24 protein-coding genes are annotated in these 26,005 nt (G+C 74.1%); 17 read left to right on the forward strand and 7 right to left on the reverse strand.

The features are described from left to right. The first annotated feature begins 43 nt into the window (after positions 1–43). Entirely contained in the window at positions 44–1,147 is a 1,104-nt protein-coding gene (locus O7613_RS01965) for a D-alanine--D-alanine ligase family protein (protein ID WP_281584495.1), read from the forward strand. Positions 1,148–1,162: 15 nt separating this feature from the next. Here O7613_RS01965 and O7613_RS01970 read toward each other — a convergent pair whose 3' ends face one another. Both O7613_RS01970 and O7613_RS01975 read right to left on the reverse strand, forming a co-directional pair. Continuing rightward, positions 1,163–1,798: a DUF3515 family protein gene (locus O7613_RS01970; RefSeq protein ID WP_282291724.1), complete on the reverse strand. Its 636-nt coding sequence runs from the start codon at positions 1,796–1,798 to the stop codon at positions 1,163–1,165. After that, positions 1,799–2,032 carry an Lrp/AsnC ligand binding domain-containing protein gene (locus tag O7613_RS01975; protein ID WP_013284547.1) on the reverse strand — a complete coding sequence of 78 codons (234 nt, stop codon included), beginning with the start codon at positions 2,030–2,032 and terminating at the stop codon, positions 1,799–1,801. Positions 2,033–2,199: 167 nt separating this feature from the next. On the opposite strand from O7613_RS01975, the gene O7613_RS01980 reads away from it, so the two are divergent. Both O7613_RS01980 and O7613_RS01985 read left to right on the forward strand, forming a co-directional pair. Beyond that, entirely contained in the window at positions 2,200–3,147 is a 948-nt protein-coding gene (locus tag O7613_RS01980) for a thiamine-phosphate kinase (RefSeq protein WP_282291726.1), read from the forward strand. 196 nt (positions 3,148–3,343) lie between these two features. Then, positions 3,344–3,811, forward strand: coding sequence for a GNAT family N-acetyltransferase (locus O7613_RS01985; RefSeq protein WP_282291728.1), 468 nt, complete (start codon positions 3,344–3,346; stop codon positions 3,809–3,811). 52 nt (positions 3,812–3,863) lie between these two features. On the opposite strand, the gene O7613_RS01990 is transcribed toward O7613_RS01985, so the two are convergent. Beyond that, positions 3,864–5,120 carry an ATP-grasp domain-containing protein gene (locus O7613_RS01990; RefSeq protein WP_282291730.1) on the reverse strand — a complete coding sequence of 419 codons (1,257 nt, stop codon included), beginning with the start codon at positions 5,118–5,120 and terminating at the stop codon, positions 3,864–3,866. A gap of 209 nt (positions 5,121–5,329) precedes the next feature. Beyond that, positions 5,330–5,521 (reverse strand): 50S ribosomal protein L28, encoded by a 192-nt coding sequence (gene rpmB / locus O7613_RS01995; protein ID WP_091064024.1) that lies wholly within the window; start codon positions 5,519–5,521, stop codon positions 5,330–5,332. Positions 5,522–5,675: 154 nt separating this feature from the next. On the opposite strand from rpmB, the gene O7613_RS02000 reads away from it, so the two are divergent. Together O7613_RS02000 and recG are read left to right on the forward strand one after the other, a co-directional pair. Further along, a complete protein-coding gene (locus tag O7613_RS02000) occupies positions 5,676–7,274 on the forward strand; it encodes a DAK2 domain-containing protein (RefSeq protein ID WP_282291733.1) in 1,599 nt (532 codons plus the stop codon). Next, on the forward strand, positions 7,271–9,472 hold the full coding sequence (gene recG, locus O7613_RS02005; RefSeq protein ID WP_282291734.1) for an ATP-dependent DNA helicase RecG: 2,202 nt from the start codon (positions 7,271–7,273) through the stop codon (positions 9,470–9,472). The genes O7613_RS02000 and recG overlap by 4 nt, the downstream gene beginning before the upstream one ends. A 144-nt stretch (positions 9,473–9,616) precedes the next feature. On the opposite strand, the gene O7613_RS02010 is transcribed toward recG, so the two are convergent. Then, entirely contained in the window at positions 9,617–10,570 is a 954-nt protein-coding gene (locus O7613_RS02010; RefSeq protein WP_282291736.1) for a cell wall anchor protein, read from the reverse strand. 249 nt (positions 10,571–10,819) lie between these two features. Between O7613_RS02010 and rsmD the strand changes: the two genes are divergently transcribed. From rsmD to O7613_RS02055, 9 genes are all read left to right on the forward strand, one after another. Next, entirely contained in the window at positions 10,820–11,383 is a 564-nt protein-coding gene (gene rsmD, locus O7613_RS02015; protein ID WP_282291738.1) for a 16S rRNA (guanine(966)-N(2))-methyltransferase RsmD, read from the forward strand. Then, positions 11,380–11,856 (forward strand): pantetheine-phosphate adenylyltransferase, encoded by a 477-nt coding sequence (coaD, locus tag O7613_RS02020; protein WP_281584486.1) that lies wholly within the window; start codon positions 11,380–11,382, stop codon positions 11,854–11,856. Before rsmD ends, coaD begins: the two co-directional genes overlap by 4 nt. A 146-nt stretch (positions 11,857–12,002) precedes the next feature. Beyond that, positions 12,003–12,500, forward strand: coding sequence for a hypothetical protein (locus O7613_RS02025; RefSeq protein ID WP_281584485.1), 498 nt, complete (start codon positions 12,003–12,005; stop codon positions 12,498–12,500). Positions 12,501–12,627: 127 nt separating this feature from the next. Then, positions 12,628–13,191 (forward strand): YceD family protein, encoded by a 564-nt coding sequence (locus O7613_RS02030; protein WP_281584484.1) that lies wholly within the window; start codon positions 12,628–12,630, stop codon positions 13,189–13,191. 5 nt (positions 13,192–13,196) lie between these two features. Beyond that, entirely contained in the window at positions 13,197–13,370 is a 174-nt protein-coding gene (rpmF, locus tag O7613_RS02035) for a 50S ribosomal protein L32 (RefSeq protein WP_089156974.1), read from the forward strand. 96 nt (positions 13,371–13,466) lie between these two features. After that, positions 13,467–14,462, forward strand: a complete 996-nt coding sequence (locus O7613_RS02040; protein WP_281584483.1) for a phosphate acyltransferase PlsX — start codon at positions 13,467–13,469, stop codon at positions 14,460–14,462. Then, positions 14,459–15,292: a ribonuclease III gene (gene rnc, locus O7613_RS02045; protein WP_282291740.1), complete on the forward strand. Its 834-nt coding sequence runs from the start codon at positions 14,459–14,461 to the stop codon at positions 15,290–15,292. Before O7613_RS02040 ends, rnc begins: the two co-directional genes overlap by 4 nt. Then, positions 15,285–16,142 carry a bifunctional DNA-formamidopyrimidine glycosylase/DNA-(apurinic or apyrimidinic site) lyase gene (gene mutM / locus O7613_RS02050; RefSeq protein ID WP_282291742.1) on the forward strand — a complete coding sequence of 286 codons (858 nt, stop codon included), beginning with the start codon at positions 15,285–15,287 and terminating at the stop codon, positions 16,140–16,142. Before rnc ends, mutM begins: the two co-directional genes overlap by 8 nt. A 234-nt stretch (positions 16,143–16,376) precedes the next feature. Beyond that, complete coding sequence (locus O7613_RS02055; protein WP_281584480.1) at positions 16,377–18,602, forward strand: MMPL family transporter; 2,226 nt, start codon at positions 16,377–16,379, stop codon at positions 18,600–18,602. Between the two features lie 42 nt (positions 18,603–18,644). Here O7613_RS02055 and O7613_RS02060 read toward each other — a convergent pair whose 3' ends face one another. Together O7613_RS02060 and O7613_RS02065 are read right to left on the reverse strand one after the other, a co-directional pair. After that, positions 18,645–19,517 (reverse strand): endo alpha-1,4 polygalactosaminidase, encoded by an 873-nt coding sequence (locus O7613_RS02060; RefSeq protein WP_281584479.1) that lies wholly within the window; start codon positions 19,515–19,517, stop codon positions 18,645–18,647. A gap of 78 nt (positions 19,518–19,595) precedes the next feature. Then, positions 19,596–20,909: a CAP domain-containing protein gene (locus O7613_RS02065; protein ID WP_282291744.1), complete on the reverse strand. Its 1,314-nt coding sequence runs from the start codon at positions 20,907–20,909 to the stop codon at positions 19,596–19,598. A gap of 374 nt (positions 20,910–21,283) precedes the next feature. On the opposite strand from O7613_RS02065, the gene O7613_RS02070 reads away from it, so the two are divergent. The 3 genes from O7613_RS02070 (at position 21,284) to O7613_RS02080 (ending at position 25,996) form a co-directional block, all read left to right on the forward strand. Next, positions 21,284–21,478, forward strand: coding sequence for a hypothetical protein (locus tag O7613_RS02070; RefSeq protein ID WP_107156252.1), 195 nt, complete (start codon positions 21,284–21,286; stop codon positions 21,476–21,478). A gap of 301 nt (positions 21,479–21,779) precedes the next feature. Beyond that, positions 21,780–25,379, forward strand: a complete 3,600-nt coding sequence (gene smc / locus O7613_RS02075) for a chromosome segregation protein SMC (protein WP_282291745.1) — start codon at positions 21,780–21,782, stop codon at positions 25,377–25,379. Next, positions 25,376–25,996, forward strand: a complete 621-nt coding sequence (locus O7613_RS02080; RefSeq protein ID WP_281584476.1) for an HAD-IA family hydrolase — start codon at positions 25,376–25,378, stop codon at positions 25,994–25,996. The genes smc and O7613_RS02080 overlap by 4 nt, the downstream gene beginning before the upstream one ends. Positions 25,997–26,005 lie beyond the last annotated feature (9 nt).

Here is a 26,005-nt window from a genome sequence, read left to right on the forward strand (position 1 = left end):
CCGGCGAGCACGGCCAGCCGCAGCCGCGACCGATGAGGTGACCATGACCACCCCAGGCAAGACCCGTGTGGCGATCGTCTTCGGCGGCCGCAGCCCCGAGCACGGCATCTCCTGCGTCAGCGCCGGCAGCGTGCTGGCCGCCCTCGACCCGGACGAGTTCGAGGTCGTCCCGGTCGGCATCACCCGGAAGGGCCAGTGGGTGCTCGCCGACGGCGACCCGGCCCGGCTCGCCATCGCCGACCGCAGCCTGCCCGAGATCACCGCCGGCTCCGGCGCCGAACTCGTGCTGCGCGCCGACCCGGCCGTCGGCGGCCTGATGGTGCTCGACCCGGCCCAGGGCCCGGTGGCCCTGGGCGACGTGGACGTGGTCTTCCCGGTGCTGCACGGCGCGTACGGCGAGGACGGCACGATCCAGGGCATGCTGGAGATGGCGGACATCCCCTACGTCGGGGCGAACGTGTTCGCATCGGCGGCGGCCATGGACAAGGAGTTCACCAAGAAGCTCTGCGCCGCCGAGGGCATCCCGGTCGGCCCGTACGCGGTGCTGCGCGCCGGGATGTCGCTGAGCGAGGAGGACAAGGCGCGTCTCGGGCTGCCGGTCTTCGTCAAACCGTCCCGGGCCGGCTCCTCGTTCGGCATCACCAAGGTCGACGACTGGGCGCACCTCGACGCCGCGCTCGCCACCGCCCGGGAGATCGACAGCAAGGTGCTCGTCGAGGGCGCCGTGGTGGGCCGCGAGATCGAGTGCGGCGTGCTGGAGGGCGAGGCCGGCGGCGCGCCCGAGTCCTCGGTGCTCGCCGAGGTGCGGATGATCGGCGACCGCGACTGGTACGACTTCGAGGCCAAGTACATCTTCGCCGACGAGGTGACCGAGTACGACGTCCCGGCGGACCTGCCCGAGGCGGTGACCCGGCAGGTGCGCGACTACGCCGCCCGGGCCTTCACCGCGCTCGACTGCTCCGGCCTGGCCCGGGTCGACTTCTTCGTCACCCCGGAGCTGGAGGTCTTTCTCAACGAGATCAACACGATGCCGGGCTTCACTCCGACGTCGATGTTCCCGCGCATGTGGGCGGCGAGCGGGCTGGAATACCCGAAGCTCGTCAACCGCCTCATCCGGACCGCCCTGCACCGCCGCGCCGGCCGCTGACGGCCGGCGCGGGCGTCAGGCGGAGCAGCCCGAGGGGGCCGTCTTCGCCGAGGGCACCGCGCTGACGATCGCGTCGGAGATCGGGGCCACCCACTGCAACGGCTGATCGTAGGTCTTCGGCACCCGCACCTGGACCGGGGTCTCCCGATCGACGGCGGTCAGCACCGTGGCGTCGGCTTCCTGCACCGGGTGCCAGCAGACCTTGTTGACGGTCCACACCTCGTCGGTGTCCGGGAAGCAACTGGCGGGCAGGTCGCCGCCGGCCGTGGGCGACGGGCAGGGCTTGACCGGCGCGCCACCACCGCAGGCCACGGTGAGCGCCGGGTCGCCGTACGCCGCGTTCTGCTCCGGGCCCGCGGTCACCGGGCGCTGCCCCAGCTCACGCACGGTGTCGGGCAACTGCGACACCAGCGCGCGGCAGAGGACGGCCGGGCGTTGGGCCAGCGCCGGGGCGGGCATCTCGACGGGCGCGCTCGACTGCACCCGGGGGCTGGCCGACGCGCTCGACGCGGCGTCCGGGGACTCCGGGGCGAGCTTGGCGAACGTGAAGCCGGCCACCGCCACGGTCACCGGCACCGCCACCAGGGTGGCCCAGAGCGCGGCGCGGCGGGTGCCGTGGTCCCGGCGCGGGTTGGTTTCCGTCTCTTCCACTTACAGCCGCACCACCGAACACGTGAGGGTGCGGGTGATGCCGGGCACCATCTGCACCTTGCTGACGATGAGTTTGCCCAGCTCGTCGACCGTGTTCGCCTCGGTGAGCACGACCACGTCGTAGGGCCCGGTGACGGCGTCGACCCGCACCACGCCGGCCAGGTCCGCGATCAGACCGGCCACGTCACGGGCCCGACCGACCTCGGTCTGGATGAGGATGTACGCCTGTACCACGACTCGACCTCCGTCCGTCGCCGCCTGGGGCGGCCCGAAGGGTGAAACTACCGTACCGAGCGGGCGTGATCCCTATCGGTCGCCTGGTGAGCGCGGTGAGCGGGCGCACGTCGGTGCGGGGACAGGGGTGGGTCGTGCGGGATGACGGAGCGGGACGAGGGGACGGCATGACAGTCGCGGGTGTCGGAGAGTTCGGGCTGATCGACCGGGTCACCGCCCGGTTGTCGTACGGGGAGAGCTGCCTGCTCGGCCCCGGGGACGACGCCGCGCTGGTGGCGGCACCGGACCGGCGGGTGGTCGCCTCCACCGACGTGTTGGTGGAGGGCCGGCACTTCCGGCGGGACTGGTCGGGCGCGCGGGACGTGGGGCATCGGGCGGCGGCGGCCAACCTCGCCGACGTCGCCGCCATGGGCGCCGCCCCGACCGCGCTGCTGGTGGCGCTCTGCATGCCGGCCGAGCTGGACCCGGCGTGGGCCGAGGAACTGGCCGACGGGCTGGGCGCGGAGGCGGGTCTGGTCGGCGCGAGCGTGGTCGGCGGGGACATGTCGGCGAGCCCGACGCTCACCATCGCGGTGACCGCTCTCGGGGACCTGGCCGGCCGTCCACCGGTGGTCCGTTCCGGGGCGCGGCCGGGCGACGTGGTGGCGCTCGCCGGGCGTACCGGCTGGGCGGCGGCCGGCTACACGGTGCTGTCCCGGGGCTTCCGCACGCCCCGGCTGCTGGTCGAGGCGTTCCGCCGCCCGGAGGTGCCGTACGCCGCCGGGCCGGCCGCCGCGGAGGCCGGCGCCACCGCCATGATCGACGTGTCGGACGGGCTGCTCGCCGACCTTGGGCACGTGGCGGCGGCCAGCGGGGTCGCGATCGACCTGAGCCGGGACGCGTTCGAGGTGCCCCGGCAGATGCGCGACGCGGCGCAGGCGCTCGGCGTCGACCCGTACTCCTGGATCCTGGGCGGTGGCGACGACCACGCCCTGGCCGCGACGTTCCCGGTGGGTACGGCGTTGCCGGCGGGCTGGCGCCCGGTCGGGCGGGTGGGCGCAGGCGTCGGCGTCACCGTCGACGGCGCCGGGTACGACGGCCCGCGCGGCTGGGAGCACTTCCGCAGAGCGGAATGACCAGCTCGGCCGCAGAGCGGAATGACCAGCACTTCCGCAGAGCGGAATGACCGGCTCGGCCGCAGAGCGGAATGACCGGCTCGGCCGCAGAGCGGAATGACCGGCTCGGCCGCAGAGCGGAACGAGCGCAGTGATCTGCGTCCGACCTCGGCGGCCGGGGCCGGACGGGTGCCGGAACCGGTCGTAGCCTGGCAACGTGAGTGAGATCGAGATCCGGGAGCGGCCCTTCGACGCGCCCGAGTCGCAGGCGCTGATCCGGGCGGCGCTTGCGGACCTGGGTGAGCGGTACGGCGGCAGCGGCGACGACACGCCCGTCGAGCCGGCGGAGTTCGTCGCGCCGGTGGGCGCCTTCCTCGTCGCCTACGTCGACGGGCGGCCGGTGGGCTGCGGCGGCTGGCGCAGCTACGGCGCGGACGGGGAGACGGCCGAGCTGAAGCGGATGTACACCGCGCCCGCCGCCCGGGGCCGGGGGGTGGCCCGGTCGGTGCTCGCGGCGGTCGAGCGGTCCGCCCGCGACTCCGGCCGCAAGCGGATCGTGCTGGAGTGCGGCGACCGGCAGCCCGAGGCGATCGCCATGTACACCTCGTCCGGCTACGAGCGGATCCCGAACTTCGGTTTCTACCAGGACGAGCCGGGTTGCCTGTCGTTCGGCCGTACCCTCTGAGGGCCCGCGACCGGCTGACGGCCCGCGACCGGCTGACGGCCCGCGACCGGCGTCAGCCGACGGTGATGCGGATCTCTCCGGCGGCCCGGCGGGCGGCGACCGCCGCCTCGTCCGGCGTCGCGCCCCAGGCCATCAGGTGCCCGCTGCGGTGCGCCGAGGAGCGCATCTCGGGGACGGTCTGCCCGACTTTCGTGTCGACCCGTACGTCGAGCACGCCCGGCACCCGCAGCGCGTCGCGCCGGCCGTCCACCGCGGTCACCCGGCCGGGTGGGGCGACGAGGAACTCGATCGCCGCCGCGCCGGTCGGCCGGGTCGGCAGCGACGGTCGTTCGCCGCGCAGCACCCGCAGGTACGCCTCGATGACGTCCCGCTCGTAGGCGATCGAGATGAGCGCGGTGATCATGTCGCCGGGCATCCGGGCGGCGCACTCGACGAGCGTGGGTACGCCGTCGACCAGGATCCACTCGCTGTGCAGCATGCCGCTGCGGAAACCGGCCGCCGTGGCGAGGCGGGTCGCCGCCGCCCGCAGCGCGTCGTGGTCGGACGGGGGTAGCGCGGACGGCACGGTGTGGCCGGTCTCCACCGGGTGCCGGCCGCCGGCGATCCGCTTGTCGGTCACGTTGGCGAAGAGCACGTCCCCGTCGGCGACCAGCAGCTCGACGCTGTGTTCGGAGCCGACAAGCAGTTCCTCGACGAGCACGCCGGTGGGCAGCCCCCGGTCGGTGGCCTCGGTGGGCGCCGGCGGGTCGGCGCTCGCCGCCCAGCGGTCCGGCAACTCGCCCGGGTCGGTGATCAGCTGCACGCCGAGGCTGCCCGAGCGGCGGGTGGGCTTGAGCACGCACCGGCCGTCGTGCGCGTGGGCGAACCGGGCCGCCCGCGCCGGGTCGTCGACCAGCTCGTAGGCGGGGTTCGCCAGGCCGATCTCGTCGGCCAGCAGCCGCATCCGGTGCTTGTCGGAGAAGACGTCGGCGGCGGCCACCCCGGCGCCTGGTAGGCCGAGCCGGTCGGCCAGCCGGGCGGTGGCGCCCACCGCGTACTCCAGGCCGGGCAGGACCAGCCGGGCGGCGGCCAGGCCGGGCTCCCGGGCGAGCAGGGCGTCGACGTCCAGGCCGGTCTGGTATTCCACCGCCACCAACCGGCCGACCAGGGGCAGGTCTTCGGCGAACCGGGCCAGGTCGCGGCGGCGGATCACGTCCGGTTCCTCGACGAGCACCACGCTGCCGGCCGGCAGTTCCTCGTCGAACCACCGCAGCGAACCGAGCGACGCGCCGACCACCACCAGTTGCTCGCGACCCAGATCGAGGTCCACCGGTCGTTCCTCCCACGGCTCGCGCCAGAACCGGGCGGCCGGCGCAGCAGCACCCTAACCGGCCCGGACCAGCGGGTCGCCGTACGGTTGGTCAGCCGTCGTCGCGGGTCGGACGGCGCGGGACGACAGCCAGAAGCCGCCCGGGGTCACCCGGGCGGCTTCTGGCGATGTCACGGGGGGCGGGTCGTGATCGTGACCCGCGCGCCGGGTCAGGCGCGGGCGACCTTGCCGGCCTTGATGCACGAGGTGCAGACCTGAAGCTTCTTGGTGGTGCCGCCACCGGCCGGGGTGCGCACCGACTGGATGTTCGGGTTCCAGCGGCGGTTGGTCTTCTTCTTGGACCAGGGCACGTTGTGGCCGAAGCCCGGCCCCTTGCCACAGACGTCGCACACGCTAGCCACGGGATACTCCTGGGATTGATACGTTCATGAGGTCGCCGGCAGGCGCTGCACGGACAACCTGGCCAGGTTACCCGATGCCGGGTGGCCCCGGCCAACCCGCCCCCGAGCGCGCCGGACCGGGCGCGTGTCGGTGCGCGCCAGTAGGCTTCCCGACGTGCTGGACACCCTCGACGCCGCCGCGGTGCGCCGCTGGTGCACGAGCGGGCTGGCCGCCCTCCAGCGGCACCAGGGCGAGATCGACGACCTCAACGTCTACCCGGTGCCGGACGGCGACACCGGCACCAACCTGGTGCTCACGCTCACCTCGGCCCAGCAGGCCCTCGCCATGGACCTGGAGACGCTCCCCGACGGCGGGCACACCCCGCACGGGCACGCGCTGCGGCTGATGGCCCAGGGCGCGCTGCTCGGCGCGCGGGGCAACTCCGGGGTGATCCTCTCGCAGATCCTTCGCGGCCTCGCCGACGCGCTGGCACCCGCGCCCGCGGTCCGGGGCCGCCAGCTCGCCGGGGCGCTGGCCGCCGCCGCCACCGCCGCCTACGCCGCGGTCGCCCGGCCGGTCGAGGGCACACTGCTCAGCGTGGTCGCCGCGGCGGCCGACGCGGCCCAGCGGGCGCAGAGCGACGACCTGCCCGCGGTGGCCCGCGCGGCGGCCGTCGCGGCGACCCGGGCGCTGGCCCGCACCCCGGAGCAACTGCCCGAGCTGGCCCGCGCCGGCGTGGTCGACGCCGGCGGGCGCGGGCTCTGCCTGCTGCTCGACGCGCTTGTCGAGACGGTCACCGGGGAGAGCCCGCCGCCCGCGCCGCCCCCGCTCCGCCGGCCCGGGACGGCCGCGCGGGAGACCGGCTCCGAAGGGTACGCCTACGAGGTGCAATACCTGCTCGACGCCACCGACGAGGCGGTGGCGCGGCTGCGCGCCGAGTTGTCCGCGCTCGGTGACTCCCTGGTGGTCGTCGGCGACGGCTCCGGCACCTGGAACGTGCACGTGCACGTCAACGACGTCGGCGCCGCCGTCGAGGCGGGCGTGGTCGCCGGCCGGCCGCACCGGATCGGCGTGACCCGCTTCGCCGACCAGACCGCCCCGACGCGGGCGGTGGTGCGGCCCGACGGCCGGGCCGCCGTGGTGGTGGCGACCGGCGCCGGCATCGCCGGGTTGTTCGCCGCCGAGGGCGCCGTGGTGGTGCCGGCCAACCCGTCCACCGGCGAGCTGCTCGACGCGATCCAGGCCACCGGCGCGGCCCGGGTGGTGGTGCTGCCCAACGACCCGAACACGCAGTCGGTGGCGAGCGCGGCGGCGAAGGAGGCACACGGCCTCGGCGTGAAGGTCAGCGTGGTGCCCACCCGTTCCCCGGTGCAGGCCCTCGCGGCGCTGGCGGTGCGCGACCCGGAGCGACGCTTCGAGGACGACGTGATCGCGATGGCGGAGGCCGCCGGCGCCTGCCGTTACGCCGAGGTCTGCCACGCCGCCCGGGAGGCGCTCACCGTCGCCGGCCCGTGCCGGCCGGGCGACGTGCTGGCCCTGGTGGAGGGCGAGGTGCACCTGATCGGGCAGGATCTGACCGACACCTGCACCGCGGTGGTCGACCGGATGCTCGGCGGCGGCGGCGAGCTGGTCACGCTGCTCTGCGGGGCGGACGCCCCGGCCGGGCTGGCCGACCGCGTCCGCGCCCATGTCGAGCGCTCCTGGCCGTTCGTGGAGGTGCAGGCGTACGAGGGCGGCCAGCCGCACTATCCGCTCCTGCTGGGGGTCGAATGACGAGCGAACCGGCCACGGTGGACACGCCGTTGAAGAAGCTGGTCGGGGAGAAGACCGCCAAGGCGCTCGCCGCCCACCTCGACCTGCACACCGCCGGCGACCTGATCTACCACTTCCCGCGCCGCTACGACGAGCGCGGCGAGCACACCGACATCCGCTCGCTTGACGTGGGGGAGCAGGTCACCGTGCTGGCGCAGGTGCAGCGCACCGCGGTCCGCCCGATGCGCCAGCGGCGCGGCAACCTGCTGGAGGTCACCGTCGGCGACGGCTCCGGCGGCATGCTCACCTGCACCTTCTTCGGCAACCAGGCGTGGCGGGAGCGGGAGCTGCGTCCGGGCCGGTGGGGGCTGTTCGCCGGCAAGGTGACCGAGTTCCGGGGCAAGCGGCAGCTCAACGGCCCGGAATACGTCCTGCTCGGTGAGGGTGGCGACGGCGAGGCGGCGGCCAACGAGGAGGTCGAGGAGTTCGCCGGCGCGCTGATCCCGGTCTACCCGGCCGCCGCCGCGGTGCCGACGTGGGTGATCGCCCGCTGCGTACGGGTGGTGCTCGACACGTTCACCCCGCCGGACGACCCGTTGCCGGCCACCGTGCGGGCCACCCGCAACCTGGCCGGCATCGACGTCGCGTTGCGGGAGATCCACCGGCCGTCCAGCAAGGAGGCGCTCTACCGGGCCCGCCGCCGGCTCAAGTGGGACGAGGCGTTCGCCGTGCAGCTCACCCTGGTGCAGCGTAAGCACCGGGCGGCGGCGTGGCCGGCGCGGTCCCGGCCGGCGAGGGCGGGCGGCCTGCTCGACGCGTTCGACGCGCGGCTGCCGTACGAGTTGACCTCCGGCCAGCAGACGGTCGGGCGGGAGATCGCCGCCGACCTGGCCACCGCGCACCCGATGCACCGGTTGTTGCAGGGCGAGGTGGGTTCCGGCAAGACGGTGGTGGCGTTGCGCGCCATGCTCCAGGTGGTCGACGCGGGCGGTCAGGCCGCGCTGCTCGCCCCGACCGAGGTGCTCGCCGCCCAGCACCACCGGGGCATCCTCGACCTGCTCGGCCCGCTCGGCCGGGCCGGTGAGCTGGGCGCCGCCGACGACGCCACCCGGGTGGAGCTGGTCACCGGTTCGCTCGGCGCGGCGGCCCGGCGGCGGGCCCTGGCCGAGGTGGCGGAGGGCCGGGCCGGCATCGTGCTCGGCACGCACGCCCTGCTCTACGAGGGGGTCGACTTCGCCGACCTGGGCCTGGTGGTGGTGGACGAGCAGCACCGGTTCGGCGTGGAGCAGCGGGACGCGCTGCGCGCCAAGGCCGACCAGCCGCCGCACGTGCTGGTGATGACCGCCACCCCGATCCCGCGTACGGTCGCCATGACCGTCTACGGCGACCTGGAGACGTCCACCCTGTCCCAGTTGCCGCAGGGCCGTTCGCCGATCGCCTCGCACGTGGTTCCGGCCGCCGAGAAGCCGGCCTTCCTCGACCGGGCCTGGCGCCGGTTGCGCGAGGAGGTCGCCAAGGGCCACCAGGCGTACGTGGTGTGTCCCCGGATCGGTGAGGGTCCGGTCTCCGACGAGGAGCCGCCGCGGGAGGACGACAACGGTCGACGCCCGCCGCTGGCGGTGACCGAGGTGGCGCCGCTGCTCGCCGAGGGGCCGCTGCACGGGCTGCGGATCGGGGTGCTGCACGGGCGGCTGCCGGCCGACGAGAAGGACGCGGTGATGCGCGCGTACGCCGCCGGCGACCTGGACGTGCTTGTCGCGACCACGGTGGTCGAGGTGGGTGTCAACGTGCCGAACGCGACCGTGATGATCGTGCTGGACGCGGACCGGTTCGGCGTGTCCCAGCTGCACCAGTTGCGTGGGCGGGTGGGCCGTGGTTCGGCTGCCGGCCTCTGCCTGCTCGTCACCGAGGCGGCCGAGGGTTCGTCGGCCCGGGAGCGGCTGGACGCGGTGGCCTCCACCACCGACGGGTTCAAGCTGGCGGAGCTCGACCTGGAGCAGCGTCGCGAGGGGGACGTGCTGGGCGCGACCCAGTCCGGCCGGCGCTCGCACCTGCGGCTGCTGTCGCTGCGACGCGACACCGACCTGATCCGGGACGCCCGGGCCGAGGCGATCACCCTGGTCGGGGAGGACCCGGAGCTGGCCCGGCACCCGGCGTTGGCGGCGTCGGTCGCCGCGTTGGTCGACGAGGAGCGCGCCGAATACCTGGAGAAGGGCTGACTGCCAGCCTGATCCACACCAGTTCGGCGAGGTGGGGGTATCCCGCGTGGTGTGATCCCGCCACCTCGGCGTACTGGCGTGGATCAAGCGGCGGGGGCGCGCCGACCGGGTGGTCGACGCGCCCCCGCGGGCGACGCTCGTGGCTCAGGCGGTGAAGCTGATCCGGCGGCGGCGGGCCACCACGTACAGCACGGCGCCGGCGGCCAGCAGCAGCGTGGCGCCACCGGCGATGGCGCCCGCGGCCGGGCCGGTCACGGGCAGGCCGCCACCCTGGCCGGAGCAGTCCTCCGGCTGGGTGTACGGGATGGTCTCGGCGTCCTCGGCCACGTCGTACCGCACGGTGACCTTGAGGCCCTTGTGGGCGTCGAACTCGACCGAGGCGGTCTTGCCCGGCTCGGAGACGAGCTTCTTGGTGACGCCCTTCTCGGTGGTGAGCGTGGCGGTGAAGGGCGCCCCCTCCGCCGGGTTCTCCACGATGAAGGTCATCGAGTCGCAGTCCTGGTCCAGCTTGAAGATCGGCTCCGCCGGCTCGGCCGGGGTGGACGGGCTCGGCGGCACGGAGGCGGACGGCGTCGGGGTGGGCTCGGGCGACTCCGGCGACGGCGACACGCTGGGCGACGGCGAGGCGCTCGGCGACGGCGAGGCCGCCGACGGCGACGGCGACGGGCTCTCCACCACCTCGCACTTGCGGCTGGGCCGGGCCACGACGGTGCGCTCACCGTCGTGGGACTGGCGGCCCCGGTCCCAGTGCGCGCCCACGGTCAGCTTCAGCTCGGGGATGGCGCCGGCGAAGGTGTGGGTCTGGGTGCCGGTCAGGGGCCCGTCGCCCTGCTTCTTCAGCTCCGCGCCCACGGCCAGGTCGCCGGTGATCTCGCCGGGCACGGTGGACTCGAGCTTGGTGATCTTGCCGGAGATGTCGCGCTCGCTGCTGATCACCGACCAGGTGACGGTGACCATGCCGTCCTTGGTGGCGCAGTAGCTGCCGGACGGCTCGGGGTGGTGGGCCGCGGCCGGGGCGGCGACGGTGGCCACACCCGCGAGGCCGATCAGCGCGCCGGCGGTGAGGGCGGAGGCACGCCGAAGGTGGAGACGGTTCACGTCTTCTCCTGAGGAGGGGAGGATGGGAGGGGGCGGCGGCGGACGGGCCGAAATCGCGCGTCCGCACGGCAACCGGGGCAGACCCTAGCGAGATCGACACGGCGGGCGTTACCGCGATCGACGGGTCGTAAAGGGTCCGTTATAAATCTGAGATCATTGATATACGCCGGGTCACAGCTCATTGCTCCGGGTGGTCGACCCGCCCGTTCCCGGCGTCGCGTAGCGTCGGGGGATGCGCAGGGACCACCGGTGACCCGGATCGTGGCCGGCACGCTCGGCGGGCGGCGGATCGCCGCGCCGCCCGGCGCCGGCACCCGGCCGACCTCGGACCGGGTGCGGGAGGCGCTGTTCAGCGCCGTACAGGCCGATCTAGACCTGGACGGGGCGCGCTTCGCCGACCTGTACGCCGGCTCCGGCGCGGTCGGTCTGGAGGCGCTGTCCCGGGGCGCGGCGCACGTGCTGCTGGTCGAGTCGGACGCCCGGGCCGCCCGGGTGATCCGGGAGAACATCGCCGCGCTGCGGGCCGCTCCGGCCGCCCGCCTGGTCACCGGCAAGGTGGCCGGGGTGCTCGCGGCCGGGCCGGACGGTGGGGCGTACGACGTGGTCTTCGCCGATCCGCCGTACGCGGCGCCGGACGCGGAGCTCACCGCGATTCTCGCCGCGCTCGTCGACGGCGGCTGGCTCGCGCCGGACGCGCTCGTGATCGTGGAACGGTCCCGGCGCACCGGCCCGGTCGGCTGGGTGGAGGGCATCACTCCGGAGCGCAGTCGCCGCTACGGCGAGACCACCCTTTGGTACGGTCGCCGATCATGAGACGCGCGGTCTGCCCGGGCTCGTTCGACCCGGTAACCAACGGTCACCTCGACATCGTCGGCCGGGCCAGCCGGCTGTTCGACGAGGTGATCGTCGGAGTGCTGGTCAACCAGTCGAAGCAGGGGTTGTTCACCGTCGAGGAGCGGATCAAGATGCTCCGCGAGGTGACCGCCTCGTACGACAACGTCCGGGTGGAGTCGTTCCGCGGCCTGCTCGTCGACTTCTGCCGCGACCAGCAGGCGAGCGTGCTGATCAAGGGCCTGCGTGCGGTCAGCGACTTCGACTACGAGTTGCAGATGGCCCAGATGAACGTCGGCCTGGCCGGGGTGGAGACGCTCTTCATGCCGACCAACCCGCTCTACTCGTTCCTCTCCTCCAGCCTGGTCAAGGACGTGGCCAAGTGGGGCGGCGACATCTCCGCCCACGTGCCGGACCTGGTCCGTGAGCAACTCGTGGCCCGGCTGCGCCCCTGACCCGCGAGCGCGTGAAGGGCGGCGACGCGCCGGCCGGGGGCGGGTGGGACGGGAGTGGTCGGCGCGCGACATGATGTGTGCAGCGCCGAAACCGGGCGCAGGCCGCATCATGGAGGGCGGCCGACGAGGACAGGAGTGAGGTACCGGTGGACCCGCTCGATCGCATCGACGAACTGATCGCCATGGTGGAGCAGGCCCGCTCCGTCCCGATGTCGCGCAACAACTGCATGGTCGACCGTGGCGAGATGATCGCCGCGCTCGACGAGATGCGCGCCGAGCTCCCCGCCGACCTGCGCCGGGCCGCCGCGTTGCTGGAGGAGCGGGACAAGATCATGGAGGCCGGCAAGCGCGAGGCCGACCGGATCATCAGCGAGGGTGAGGCGGAACACGCCCGGCTGGTGTCGGTGAACGAGATCACCGTCTCGGCCGAGCACGAGGGCGCCCGGATCATCGGCGAGGCGCGGGCCGAGGCACAGCGCCTCCGCGAGGAGGTCGACGACTACGTCGACACCGCGCTCGCCAATTTCGAGCAGTTCCTCACCCGGGCGTTGGCCTCGATAGAGCGTGGCCGCGACAAGATGCACGCGCTGCGCGAGATCGGCACCTTCGGTGGGGACGAGGCCGACCGCCCGCTACCCTTCTGAGCGGCGCGCGGGCCGGTCGCCGACAGCCGGCTGCCGCCGGACCAGGGCGGGTGTGCCCCCGGTTCGACGGTCCGCCCGTCTCCCAGGTAACCTTTTTTGTCGGCCTCTCACCGGCCGGAGTCTGACTATGCCCAAACATTCGCCTCGCCAACTCGACCCCAGGGCGCCGCTGGTCCTCGACACGAGGGACCTGCCGCGTCGCCCTGGCGCGTTGCGTGAGCTCCGGCGGGTCGTGACGGCACCGGCGGACCTCGGCGTGGAGTTGATCGGCGTGCCGGAGGGCGCGGACCTCGACCTCGACCTGAGGTTGCAGTCGGTGTCCGAGGGCGTGCTCGTCTCCGGGACCGTCACCGGTCCCGTCAAGGGCGAGTGCGGCCGTTGCCTGCGCGAGATCGACGACTCGGTGGCCGTGAACGTCCAGGAGCTGTACGCGTACGAGGACAGCACCACGGACGAGACGACCGACGAGGACGAGGTGGGCCGGATGCAGGGCGATCTGATCGACCTGGAGCCGGCGGTGCGGGACGCGGTGGTGCTCGCGCTGCCGACCAACCCGCTCTGCCGGCAGGACTGCCCAGGACTGTGCCCCGAGTGTGGGGTGCACTGGGACGATCTGCCCGCCGACCACAGTCACCAGCAGATCGACCCGCGTTGGGCGGGCCTGTCGCAACTGACCCGTACAGAGGAGTAGGAACCGTGGCCGTCCCCAAGCGCAAGATGTCGCGCAGCAACACCCGCGCCCGCCGGGCGAACTGGAAGGCCTCGGTGGTGGCGACCGTTGCCTGCCCGCAGTGCAAGTCGCCGAAGCTGCCGCACGCCGCCTGCTCCGTCTGCGGCACGTACAACGGCCGCCAGGTCCTCGAGGTCTGACCTGGACGCCGAGTGACGCCCCCGACCACTTCTCGGGTGGCGCGCGCACCACGGCTGAAGCCCGGTGCCCCGGCTCCCTCCACCGCCGGTCGTTCCGTGACCGGCGGGCCGTCGGAGCCGGGCACCGCGCGGATCGCCGTCGACCTCCTCGGCGGGGACGATGCTCCCGCCGTCGTGGTTGACGGCGCTCTGCGGGCGGTGCGCACCGACCCTGACCTGCGCCTGCTGCTCGTCGGCCCGACCGAGGTCGCCGACGGGCTGATCGGCGTGCTCGACTCGGCGCAACGCGCCCGGGTCACGGTCCGCCCGGTGCGGGCCGCCGTCGGCATGGCCGACGACCCGACCGCCGCACGCGGCGAGAGCACGGTACGCACGGCGGTGCAGGCGGTCCACGACGGGCTCGCCGACGCCGTGGTCTCCGCCGGCTCGACCGGCGCCACCGTCACCGCCGCCGCGCTCGGCCTCGGTCGCTGGCCCGGGATACGCCGACCCGCTCTCGTCGCCACGCTGCCCGCCGTCGCGGGCCCGGTGGTGCTGCTGGACGTCGGTGGCACGCTCGAACCCGGCCCCGCCACGCTGGCCCGGCACGCCGTCCTCGGCGCCGCCTACGCGGCCGTGGCGCACGCCGTCACCGCGCCCCGGGTGGGGCTGCTCTCCGTCGGCCACGAGGCGGGCAAGGGCGACCGGTTGCGCCGTGCCGCCGACCCCGCGCTGGCCGCCGTGCCGCTGCCCTGCGGGGGACGCTACGTCGGCCTGGTCGAGGGGTACGACATCTCCCTGGGCGCCCGCGCCGACGTGGTGGTGACCGACGGGTTCACCGGAAACGTCCTGTTGAAGGCGATCGAGGGCGCGTACGCGATGGCCGGCGGGCCCCCGGCGAACGGCGGTGTGCCGCGCGCGGCGGCCCTGCTCGGGGTGGCCGGCACCGTGGTGGTGTGCCACGGCGCGGCCGGCCCGGAGGACGTCGCCTCGGGTATCGCGCTCGCCGCCCACCTCTGGCGTCGCGACGCCGCCGGCACCGTCCGCGCGCTGCTCGCCGAGATCCCGCACGATCCCGCACCTGACCGCAACGACACCGAGGTAGCACCATGACCAACGAGAAGCGGCGGCGTGCTCCCGTCGGCCACCTGGAGACGGCGTTCGGGGTGTCGCTCGACCCGGAGCTGCTGGAGCGCGCGCTCACCCACCGTTCGTACGCGTACGAGAACGGGGGCCTGCCCACGAACGAGCGGCTGGAGTTCCTGGGCGACTCGGTCCTCGGCGTGGTGATCACCACCGCGCTCTTCCACAACCACCCGGACCTGCCCGAGGGACAGTTGGCGAAGCTGCGGGCCAGCGTGGTCAACATGCGCGCGCTCGCCGACGTGGCGCGCGGCCTGGGCCCGGACGGGCTCGGCGCGTACCTGCTGCTGGGCAAGGGCGAGGAGGCCACCGGCGGGCGGGACAAGGCGAGCATCCTCGCCGACACGCTGGAGGCGCTGCTCGGTGCCATCTACCTCCAGTACGGCCTGGACACCGCCGCCATCGTGATCCACCGGCTCTTCGACCCGCTGATGGCGGAGTCGGCGGGCCGGGGCGCGGCGCTGGACTGGAAGACCAGCCTCCAGGAGTTGACCGCCGCGCTGGGGCTGGGCGTGCCGGAATACCGGATCGAGGGCACCGGGCCGGACCACCTCAAGACGTTCACCGCCTGGGTCGTGGTGGCCGGTAACCGCTACGGCGGCGCGGAGGGGCGCAGCAAGAAGGAGGCCGAGCAGCGGGCCGCCGAGTCGGCGTGGCGGATGCTCACCGAGCAGGCGGAGGCCGCCGCGCGGGCCGAGGCCGGGACCGCGCCGGAGGATCCGGCGGCGACCGCTCCGGACGTGACCGCTCCGGACGCGGCGGCTCCGGAGGACGCGGAGGCGGGCGCCGGCCGTGCCTGAGCTGCCCGAGGTGGAGACCGTCCGGCAGGGACTGGCCCAGTGGGTCGTCGACCGGCGGATCACCGCCGTCGAGGTGCGCCACCCCCGGGCGGTACGCCGGCACGCGCCGGGCGGCGCGCACTTCGCCGACGTGCTCGCCGGTCGGACGATCACGGACGTACGCCGCCGGGGCAAGTACCTGTGGCTGCCGCTGGACAGCGGGGATGCGGTGATCGGCCACCTGGGCATGTCCGGCCAGCTGCTGCTCCAACCGGTCGGCGCGGCCGACGAGCTGCATCTGCGGGTCCGGTTCCGGTTCGCCGACGACGGGCCGGAGCTGCGTTTCGTGGACCAGCGCACGTTCGGCGGGCTGTCGGTCTCCGCGGGCGGGGCGGATCTGCCGGTCGAGATCGCGCACATCGCCCGGGACCCGATGGACCCGGAGTTCTCCGACGAGGCGTTCGTGGCCGCGCTGCGCCGCAAGCGCACCGAGATCAAACGTGCGCTGCTCGACCAGACGTTGATCTCCGGGGTGGGCAACATCTACGCCGACGAGGCGCTGTGGCGGGCGAAGCTGCACGGCGTACGGCCGGCCGACGGGTTGACCCGCCCGGCGGCGCTGCGCCTGCTCGGCCACGTGCGGGACGTGCTCGGCGAGGCGATCAAGCAGGGCGGCACCAGCTTCGACGAGCTGTACGTCAACGTCAACGGCGAGAGCGGCTACTTCGACCGGTCGCTCAACGCGTACGGCCGGGAGGGGGAGCCCTGCCCGCGCTGCGGCGCCCCGATCCGGCGCGAGGCGTTCATGAACCGTTCCTCCTACAGTTGCCCGCGCTGCCAGCCGCGTCCCCGGGGCGCCCTCCGGGGATGACCCCGAGCCGCCTCGGGGTTGCGCCGGTGTGCTGCGCCGTCCGGTCCCCGGCGGCGCGCCGGAACGTACCCTGAATCGCCCTTTTTCGGTGATCGGTGCGGCCGGTTCCGGCCGCCCGGTAGGGCCAGCCCTATCGGGGAGGAGCCGGGGCCGTTCCCCGATGTCCGGCCCCCGCCGGATGCCTAGCGTCTCCAGCGTCGGCACGGGGCCGACGGCTGAAGGGGGACCCCGGATATGGGCAGGCGACCGGTGACCGTGCGGTTGGCGCGGTGGAGTGCGGAGCATCCCTGGCGGGCCATCGCGCTGTGGGTGGTGTTCGTCGCGGTGTGCTTCGTCGGCGGCAGCGCCGCCGGGCTGAGGGAGGCCAGCAACGCGGACCAGGCGATCGGTGAGTTCGGACGGGCCGAGCTGATCGTCGACAGCGGCGACTTCCACCACCAGGCCACCGAGAACGTGCTGATCACCGCCCGGTCGGGGACGCTCGACCCGGCCGCCGCGAAGGCCGTCGCGCAGGACGCGGCGGATCGGTTGCGGCAGGTCGAGGGCGTGGCCTCGGTGGGTACGCCGGTGTCGTCGCGGGACGGGACCGCGCTGTTGCTGCCGATCACCATGTCCGGCGACCCGGAGACCGCCGCGGACCGGGTGCAGCCGCTGCGGGACGCCACCGCGACGGTGCAGCAGGCCCACCCCGAGCTGCGGGTGGAGGAGGTCGGCGGCCCGTCCATCGACAAGGCGCTCGACGAGACCCTCGGCAACGACTTCAAGCGGGCCGAGCTGCTCAGCCTGCCGGTGACGCTCGCGATCCTGATCATCGCGTTCGGGGCGCTGATCGCCGCCGGCGTGCCGGTGCTCCTCGCGCTCTCCTCGGTGGCCGCCGCGATGGGCCTCTCCACGCTCGCCTCACACCTGGTGCCGGCCACCGACACCACGGCAAGCGTCATCCTGCTGATCGGCATGGCGGTCGGCGTGGACTACTCGCTGTTCTACGTGCGGCGTGAGCGTGAGGAACGGGCCAAGGGCCGGTCCGGCCTGGATGCGGTGGAGATCGCGGCGGAGACCTCCGGGCACGCCGTGGTGGTCTCCGGCACCGCCGTGATCATCTCGATGGGCGGTCTGCTGCTCGCCCAGGACGCGATCTTCTCGTCGCTCGCCGTCGGCTCGATCCTGGTGGTCGCGGTGGCGGTGATCGGCTCGCTGACCGTGCTGCCGGCGTTGCTGGCGAAGCTGGGCCGCTGGGTCGACCGGCCCCGGGTGCCGTTGCTGTGGCGGCTCACCGCCGCGCGCGGCGGCCGGCCCGGGCAGCCCGCCCGCCCCCGGTTCTGGCCGGCCGTGCTCCGGCCCGCGCTGCGCGCTCCGGTGGCCACCCTGGTGATCTCGGTCGGGCTGCTGCTCGCCCTGGCCGCGCCCGCGCTCGGCATGAAGCTCAAGTTCCCCGGCACCGAGGACGTGCCGCGCACCACGGCGGCCATGCAGGCGTACGACCGGCTCGCCGCGGCCTTCCCGAGCAACGGTGGCACCAGCCACACGGTGGCCGTGCGGGCCCCCGCGGACCAGGCCGACCGGGTGCGGGCCGCGCTCACCGGCCTGGCCGGCCGGGCCGCCGCCGACCCGCTCTTCGCGCCGGCCGAGGGGGACGGCCCGGAGATCCAGGTGTCGGACGACCGGCGGGTGTCGGTGCTGGAGATGGCCACCCCGTACGCCAGCCGCTCGGACGAGGCGTCCCGGTCCCTGCACGAACTGCGCGACGACCTGGTCCCGGCCGCGCTCGGGAGCATCCCGGGCGTGGAGTACGCGGTCGGCGGCGGGGTGGCCGCCAGCGAGGACTACGCCGACCACATCTGGGCGAAGCTGCCGGTGGTCGCGGCGTTCGTGCTGGCGTTGACGTTCCTGGTGATGGCGTGGACGTTCCGGTCGGTGGTGGTGGCGCTCACCTCGATCCTGCTGAACCTGCTCTCCGCCGGCGCCGCGTACGGGCTGCTGGTGCTGGTGTTCCAGAGCCACTGGGCGGAGGGGCTGCTCGGGTTCACCTCGATGGACGCGATCGTCGCCTGGCTGCCGCTGTTCCTGTTCGTGGTGCTGTTCGGGCTCTCCATGGACTACCACGTCTTCGTGGTCAGCCGGATCCGCGAGGCGGTCGATCGGGGCGTGCCCAACCGGGACGCGGTGGCGTACGGCATCACGTCCTCGGCCGGCGTGGTCACGAGCGCGGCCATCGTGATGGTCGGGGTCTTCTCGATCTTCGCCACGCTCAGCATGATCGACTTCAAGCAGCTCGGCATCGGCCTGGCGGCGGCGATCCTGCTGGACGCCACGATCATCCGGGCGGTGGTGCTGCCCTCGGTGATGACCCTGCTCGGCGACGCGAACTGGTGGGCGCCGCGCTTCCTGCGCCGCCGCTCGACCACCCCGCCGCCCGAGCCGCCCCCCGCCCCGGCGCCGGAGCTGGTCGCCGTCCCCTGACCGTGGGGGCCGGGCCGTCGGCGGTCCGGCCCCCACCCGGCCTCACGGCAGCGGGCAGGGTTCCCGCCAGGCGTCCAGCCGCCGGTCCTTGCGGATCGAGGCGAAGCCGTAGCCGACCGTGGTGACGCAGAACGCGGCCGGCTCGCCCGCGTACTCGACGTGGAAGACCGGCTTGTGGGCGTCGGCGAACGGCAGCAGCTTCGCGCACACGCGGCGGCGTACGCACTCCTGGTTGACCCCGAAGTCGAAGTCGGGAGCCAGCGCGGCCACCTGCGCCACGTCGTCGACCAGGCCGGGGGAAAGGTCGAACTGCCGGGCCAGCCCGGCCAGCCGGCGGTTGAACAACAGTTGCTCGTCGAAGCCCAGCGGGAAGCCGGAGCGGTACCGATAGCCGTCCACGTCGGACAACGCCGCCGCGCCGAAGCCCTTGCCCCGGCAGAGCCGGAACCGGTCGGCAAGCACCGGCGCCAGCAAGTCCCAGCGCCGGACGTCGAGCCACCGGCTCCCCGGTCGGCCCGGCACGGCCGCGCCGCGCACCGCGGCCGGGAAACGGGCGGCATCGGGGTCGCCGGTCGCGGACGTGCCGGCCCGGACGAGACAGACCAGCCGACGGCCGCGTGCGCGGAGCGAGGCGGTCTCTGCGGAGGTGGTCCGGACCGGATCGAGCAGGAAGACGTCGGCGTCGACCGCGACGTCCACCGGACCGGTGAGCTGCCACTGCCACTTCCAGCGGGTCGACAACGCGGTCGGCCAGGAGGTGGGCGCGCCGGGCGGCACGGTGACCTGCTTTCCGCAGGCGGGCATCGGGGCGACGAGCAGCGCGGTCAACGCCAGCGCCACGCCCCGGCGCGGCCCGCGTCGGCGGACGCGGGCCGGCCGGGAACGCGGCACGGCGTACGCCGGCCGGATCCGCATCGACCGCTCCCCGGACGCGGGCGGCCCGACGCCGCCCCCGACCGGTCAACGAGCGCCGGCCCGGTCACGACGCGCCGGTCAGCGGGGCGTGCCGAAGTCCTGCGTCCAGTACGGCCCGTTGCTGCGCGCCACGCCCACCCCGATCTGGGTGAAACCGCAGTTCAGGATGTTGGCCCGGTGCCCCTCGGAGTTCATCCAGGCGTCCATCACCGAGGCCGGGCTCTGCTGGTTCCAGGCGACGTTCTCGCCGTACGCCCGCCAGGCGTAACCGACCCGGTCGAGCCGCTGGCCGACGTTGCTGCCGTCGCTGCCGTCGTGCGTCATCTTCTTGTGGTCGGCCTGGTCCTGGCTGTGCCGCTGGGCGGCGAGCGTCAGCTTGGTGTCGACGCTCAGCGCCTTGCATCCGGCCTTGGCCCGCTCCTGGTTCACCAGGTCGACGACCTGCTGAAGCTCGGCGCTGAGCCCGCCCGAGGAGGAGGTGGTCCGCGCGGCGGTGCTGCTCGGCGTGCTGTCCCGCTCGCGCTGCCGCGACGGGGCGGTGGTCCGGCTCGGCTTCGGCGCGATCTTCTTCGTCGGGCTCGGCTTCGGCTTGACGGTGGTCGGCACGGCCGACGGGCTGGCCGATTCGGGGACGAGCGCGTCGGCGGGGGGCGCGCTCCCGGTCTGCTCCGGTCCGTCCGGGGCGACGGCCAGCGGCGCGTCGGCGGCGGTGCGTTCGGCCGGACCGTCGCCGTCGGGCAGCAGCACAGCACCCACTCCCAGGCTCACCGCGAGGGTCGCCACGGCGGCGGCCCCGCCGATCACGAGCGGACGGGACAGCCTCCGCTTCTGGCGGTGCCGGCTGTCGTCGACGGGGACGTCGGTCGCCGGCTGCCAGGCTGCCTCGGGCCGGTCCCAGCCGCCGGTCGGCTGCTCCTCGCCGTTCCAGCGGTCCCGCCCCGGCTGCCCGGCGCCGACCGGCTCGAACGGCGCCGGGTGGCCGTACGCCGGTTGCCCGGCGCCGTATCCGGGCTGGGCGTGGCCGTATCCGGCCTGCGCGGCGTCGTACCCCGGCTGCGGGTGGCCGTGTCCCGGCCACGCGGCGGTCCGGTCGTGGTCCGGCCACGCGGCGGTCCGGTCGTGGTCCGGCCACGCTTCGGTCGGGCGGGCGTCGGGCGCCGGGCCGTAGCCGTACCCGCCGGTGTCGCCGTACCGACCGGTGTCGCCGTGTCCGCCGGTGTCGCCGTACCGGCCGGGCCGGGGAGCGGGCGGGTGGGCCGGCTCGTCCCCGAAGAGGTACGACGACTGCGGCTCGGGCCGGCCGGTGGGCCACGCCGGACCGTTGTCGGTCGGGGACGGCTCGGGGCGCCGGGAGGCGTCGTCCGGGTCGATCGGGTCGGTCCAGCGGTACACGCCTGTCCCCTCCACGGGTCGGTGGTAAGCCCGGGTGACGCTACGGGCGCGGTCGAAGCTGCGGCAACGTGGCTAAGAAAGAGTTAAGGCGAAGCAGACGGAAGGGTGAGGTGATCGCGTAATCCCGGGCGTACAGTGAAGGCGTCCGGACAGAGCGTGTCCGTGCCCTTGTGGCAGCCCCCCGACGAGTGGCCCGGCCGACGTGGAGATGATCTACGGCCTGCGTCAACTTGACGAACGAGGGGGGTTCGGCTCAATATGTAGGTGTCGCCAGTCGCGCCCAGCCACGCCCTGATATCCCGGGAATGGCAGCCGCGAACATCATGGGCGCGCGTTGGCCGGCCTTTCCGGCAGCGCATATCGAGGAGTTCAGCATGGCGAAGGCCCTCTACGGCCACGTAGGTGCAGCGTCCGACCGGCGTCTGCTCGACGAGGTCACCCGACTGCGTGCCAGGGTTCAGGCACTGGAGTTCGAGATCACGCGTCTGCGCGCCGAGAACGATCGGCTCGCGGCGGCAGCGGCGGAGGCCGACGACCTCCTCCGTCTCGCCGAGCCCGCGCTGACCTGAGTTCCGGTCGCCGGAAAACTGAATCGCACCACACCGAAAAGCGCGCCGACACTTCAGTGCCGGCGCGCAGCCATGTGCGTACCCGTTCTGCCGCCGACCGCAATTATCGATCTTGTCGGTGGCCCCGGGAATTGCGTCCGGAAATTGTGATCTTGCGATTTCGGCAAGCGACGGCGGCGGTGCGCGACGCAGGCCGGGTGGGTCGCGTGCCGCCGGGGTCCCGGTCCCGGGTTAGTCTGCGGGTTCACCAGGTCCGCGCAGCCGGCGACGGTACGGCGGCCACCGGACGAGGATCGAGAAGGTGCATCTCAAGAGCCTGACGGTCAAGGGCTTCAAGTCCTTCGCCTCCGCCACGACGCTGAAGCTGGAGCCCGGGATCACCTGCGTGGTGGGCCCGAACGGCTCCGGCAAGTCGAACGTCGTCGACGCCATCGCCTGGGTGCTCGGCGAGCAGGGCGCCAAGGCGCTGCGCGGCGGCAAGATGGAGGACGTCATCTTCGCCGGCACCGCCGGGCGGGCGCCGCTGGGCCGGGCCGAGGTCACCCTCACCATCGACAACACCGACGGCGCGCTGCCGATCGAGTACACCGAGGTCTCCATCACCCGCCGGATGTTCCGCTCCGGCGAGAGCGAGTACGAGATCAACGGCGACTCCTGCCGCCTGCTCGACATCCAGGAGCTGCTCTCCGACTCGGGCATCGGCCGGGAGATGCACATCATCGTCGGGCAGGGCCGGCTCGACGGCATGCTGCACGCCAAGCCGGAGGACCGGCGGTCGTTCATCGAGGAGGCGGCGGGCGTCCTGAAGCACCGCAAGCGCAAGGAGAAGGCGCTGCGGAAACTCGACGCGATGCAGGTCAACCTCAACCGCCTCACCGACCTGACCGCCGAGCTGCGCCGCCAGCTCAAGCCGCTGGGCCGGCAGGCCGAGGTGGCCCGGCGCGCCGCCGCCATCCAGGCCAACCTGCGCGACGCCCGGCTCCGGCTGCTCGCCGACGACCTGCACACGCTGCGGACCACGTTGGACAAGGAGATCGCCGACGAGACCGCGCTGCGCGACCGGCGCGAGCAGATCGAAGGTGAGCACGGCGAGGTCCAGGGTCGCCTCGGCGAGTTGGAAGCGGCCCTGGCCGAGGACGCGCCGCTGCTCGCGGCGGCGCAGGACACCTGGTACCGCCTCTCCGCGTTGCAGGAACGGTTCCGCTCCATCGAGCAGCTCGCCCGCGAGCGGCTGCGCCACCTCAGCGCCACCGGCGACGACGAACGCCCCGGCCGTGACCCCGAGCAGTTGGAGGCGGAGTCGCGGCGGGTCCGCGAGCAGGAGGAGGAACTGCGCGCCGCGCTCACTGAGGACCAGGTCCGGCTCGCCGAGGCGGTCGAGCACCGGCAGGAGCTGGAACGGCAGCTCGCCGCCGCGGAGCGGGAGCTGGTGACGGCCGCCAAGGCCATCGCCGACCGGCGCGAAGGGCTGGCCCGGCTGACCGGCCAGGTCAACTCCGCCCGGGCCCGCACCACGAGCGCGGGCGAGGAGATCGAACGGCTCGCCGCCGCGCACACCGACGCACTCGGTCGCGCCGACAAGGCGCAGGCCGACCTGGACGCGGTGGCCGAGCAGTCCACCGAGGCCGACCGGGACAACGCCGACCTGGACGCCCGGCACGCCGAGGCGGTGGCCGTGCACGAGCAGGCCCAGGCGGCGGTACGCAGCCTGACCGACGGCGAGCGCGCCGCCGAGAAGGACGCCGCCACCTGGAAGGCCCGCGAGGAGGCGCTCGCCATGGGCCTGCGCCGCAAGGACGGCGCGGGCGCGCTGCTGTCCCGCGCCGACCAGGTGCCCGGCCTGCTCGGCAGCCTCGCCGGTCTGCTCACCGTCGCCCCCGGCGACGAGGCGGCACTCGCCGCCGCGTTGGGCGGGCTCGCCGACGCGGTGGCGGTCACCGGCGTGGACGAGGCGGTCGAGGCGATGCGACTGCTCAAGATCACCGATGCCGGGCGGGCCGGGCTGCTTGTCGGCAGCCCCGCCGGGCCGGGCATGGACGGTGCCGCCGACGCGCTGCGGCCGAAGCTGCCGGAGAGCGCCCGGTGGGCGCCGGACCTGGTGGAGTGCGCCGCCGGTATCCGTCCCGCCGTGCATCGCGCGCTGCGCGACGTGGCGCTCGTCGACGATCTCGCCGCCGCGGCCGAGCTGGTCGCCGCGAACCCGGAACTGCGCGCCGTCACCCCGGACGGTGACGTGGTCGGTGCGTACGCGGCGGCCGGCGGATCGACCAGGGCGCCCAGCTTCATCGAGGTGCAGGCCGCGGTCGAGGAGGCCCGGACCAACCGGGCCACCGCCGAGCACGCCGCCGCCGAGCTGCGCGAGCAACTGGCCGAGGCACGGGCCGAGGTGACGAGCGCCAAGGAGGCGGTGCAGCACGCCGCCGCCGCCAAGCGGGAGGCCGAGAGCCACCGCAACGCCGCCGCCCGCCGCCTCGCCGAACTGGGCGCGGCGGCCCGGTCGGCCCGGGCGGAGACCGACCGGCTCGGCGAGTCCCGGGCCCGCGCCGAGGCGGCCCGGGCCCGTGACCTGGAGGCACTCGCCGAGTTGGAGGAACGGCTGCGGCTGGCCGAGGTCACCCCGATCGACGCCGAACCGTCCACCGAGGAACGCGACCAGCTCGCCGCCATGGTGCCGCCGGCCCGGCAGAACGAGATGGAGGTCCGGCTCGCGGTGCGTACCGCCGAGGAACGGGTGGCGTCGATCGCCGGCCGGGCCGACTCGCTGGCCCGGCAGGCGACCGCGGAGCGGGCCGCGCGGGAACGCGCGGCGGCCCGGCGCGCGGCCCGCACCCGCGGCGCCCAGATCGCGCGCGCCGTGGTCGGCGGCGCCCGGGAGGCGCTCACCCGGCTCACCGTCTCGATCGCCCGGGCCGAGGAGCACCGCGACGCGGTGGCCCGCGAGCGCGCCGCCCGCGAGGCCGAGCTGTCCGAGGTACGCGGCGCGGCCAAGCGACTCGCCGCCGAGCTGGAACGGCTCACCAGCCAGGTCCACCGGGACGAGGTGGCCCGCGCCGAGCAGCGGCTGCGCATCGAGCAGTTGGAGGCCAAGGCCGCCGAGGACTTCGGCCTGGACGTGGCCACGCTCGTCGCCGAGTACGGCCCGGACCAGCTCGTCCCGCCCACCGACGCGGACGTCGCGCTCGCCGAGTCCGACGGCCGTCCGGTGCCCGAGCCGGTCCGCTACGAACGGCCGGTGCAGGAGAAGCGGGCCGCCAAGGCGGAGCGGGAGCTGGCCCTGCTCGGCAAGGTGAACCCGCTCGCGCTCGAGGAGTTCGCCGCGCTTGAGGAGCGCTTCAAGTTCCTCTCCGAGCAGTTGGAAGACCTGAAGGCCACCCGGCGGGACCTGCTCACCGTGGTCAAGGACGTGGACGAGCGGATCCTGGAGGTCTTCGCCAGCGCGTTCGAGGACACGGCGCGGGAGTTCGAGCAGGTCTTCACCGTGCTCTTCCCCGGCGGGGAGGGCCGGCTCGTGCTCACCGAACCGGAGGATCTGCTCACCACAGGCGTCGAGGTCGAGGCCCGGCCGCCGGGCAAGAAGATCAAGCGGCTCTCGCTGCTCTCCGGCGGCGAGCGGTCGCTGACCGCGGTGGCCATGCTGGTGGCGATCTTCCGCGCCCGGCCCAGCCCGTTCTACATCATGGACGAGGTGGAGGCGGCGCTCGACGACGTGAACCTGGGCCGCCTGATCACCCTGCTGGCACAGTTGCGGGAGAAGAGCCAGCTCATCGTGATCACGCACCAGAAGCGGACCATGGAGATCGCCGACGCGCTCTACGGCGTGACCATGCGCAGCGGCGTGACGCAGGTGATCAGCCAGCGGCTCAACCGGGCCGAGGACGACGGGCAGGAGACAGACGAGTGAGTCGGGAACGCGCCACGGCGCTCCTGGTGGACTTCGACGGCGTGCTGCGCCGCTGGGACCCGGCGGTGGCCGCCGGCGTCGAGCGGGAGTACGGGTTGACCGAGGGCGTCCTCGGTGAGATCGCGATGTCCTGGGGGCTGCTCCAGCCGGTGCTCGTCGGGCAGATGAGCCACGCCGCGTGGATGGCGAGCGTGGCCGACGCGCTGACCCCGTCGGTCGGCGACCCGGCCCGGGCCCGCGCCGCGGTCGACCAGTGGCAGCGCTACCGCGGCGAGGTCGACCCGGACGTGCTCGCGTTCGTCCGTGAGGCGCGGGCCGCCGGCATCCGGGTCGGGCTGGGCACCAACGCCACCGACCTGCTCGACGCCGACCTGGCCGGGCTGGGCCTGACCGACGAGCTGGACGTGGTGGTCAACTCCTCCGCCGTCGGCGTGCACAAGCCGGCGAAGGAATACTTCCAGGTCGCCTGCGCGGCGCTCGACACCCCGCCGGCCCGGGTGCTCTTCGTCGACGACGAGGACCGCGCGGTGGCCGGCGCCCGCGTCGCCGGCCTCTCCGCACACCGGTGGAGCGGGCCGGCCGACCTGCGCTATCTGCGGGCCGCGCTGGCGTACTGAGCCGGTGGC

The sequence above is a fragment of the Micromonospora sp. WMMD975 genome (assembly GCF_029581215.1).
Taxonomy (GTDB): Bacteria; Actinomycetota; Actinomycetes; order Mycobacteriales; family Micromonosporaceae; genus Micromonospora.

Coding starts and splice junctions, on each gene's coding strand:
- O7613_RS01965 (WP_281584495.1), top strand. CDS start 44: ATGACCACCCCAGGCAAGACCCGTGTGGCGATCGTCTTCGGCGGCCGC.
- O7613_RS01980 (WP_282291726.1), top strand. CDS start 2,200: ATGACAGTCGCGGGTGTCGGAGAGTTCGGGCTGATCGACCGGGTCACC.
- recG (WP_282291734.1), top strand. CDS start 7,271: ATGACGAGCGAACCGGCCACGGTGGACACGCCGTTGAAGAAGCTGGTC.
- coaD (WP_281584486.1), top strand. CDS start 11,380: ATGAGACGCGCGGTCTGCCCGGGCTCGTTCGACCCGGTAACCAACGGT.
- O7613_RS02030 (WP_281584484.1), top strand. CDS start 12,628: ATGCCCAAACATTCGCCTCGCCAACTCGACCCCAGGGCGCCGCTGGTC.
- rnc (WP_282291740.1), top strand. CDS start 14,459: ATGACCAACGAGAAGCGGCGGCGTGCTCCCGTCGGCCACCTGGAGACG.
- O7613_RS02055 (WP_281584480.1), top strand. CDS start 16,377: ATGGGCAGGCGACCGGTGACCGTGCGGTTGGCGCGGTGGAGTGCGGAG.
- O7613_RS02060 (WP_281584479.1), bottom strand. CDS start 19,517: ATGCGGATCCGGCCGGCGTACGCCGTGCCGCGTTCCCGGCCGGCCCGC.
- O7613_RS02070 (WP_107156252.1), top strand. CDS start 21,284: ATGGCGAAGGCCCTCTACGGCCACGTAGGTGCAGCGTCCGACCGGCGT.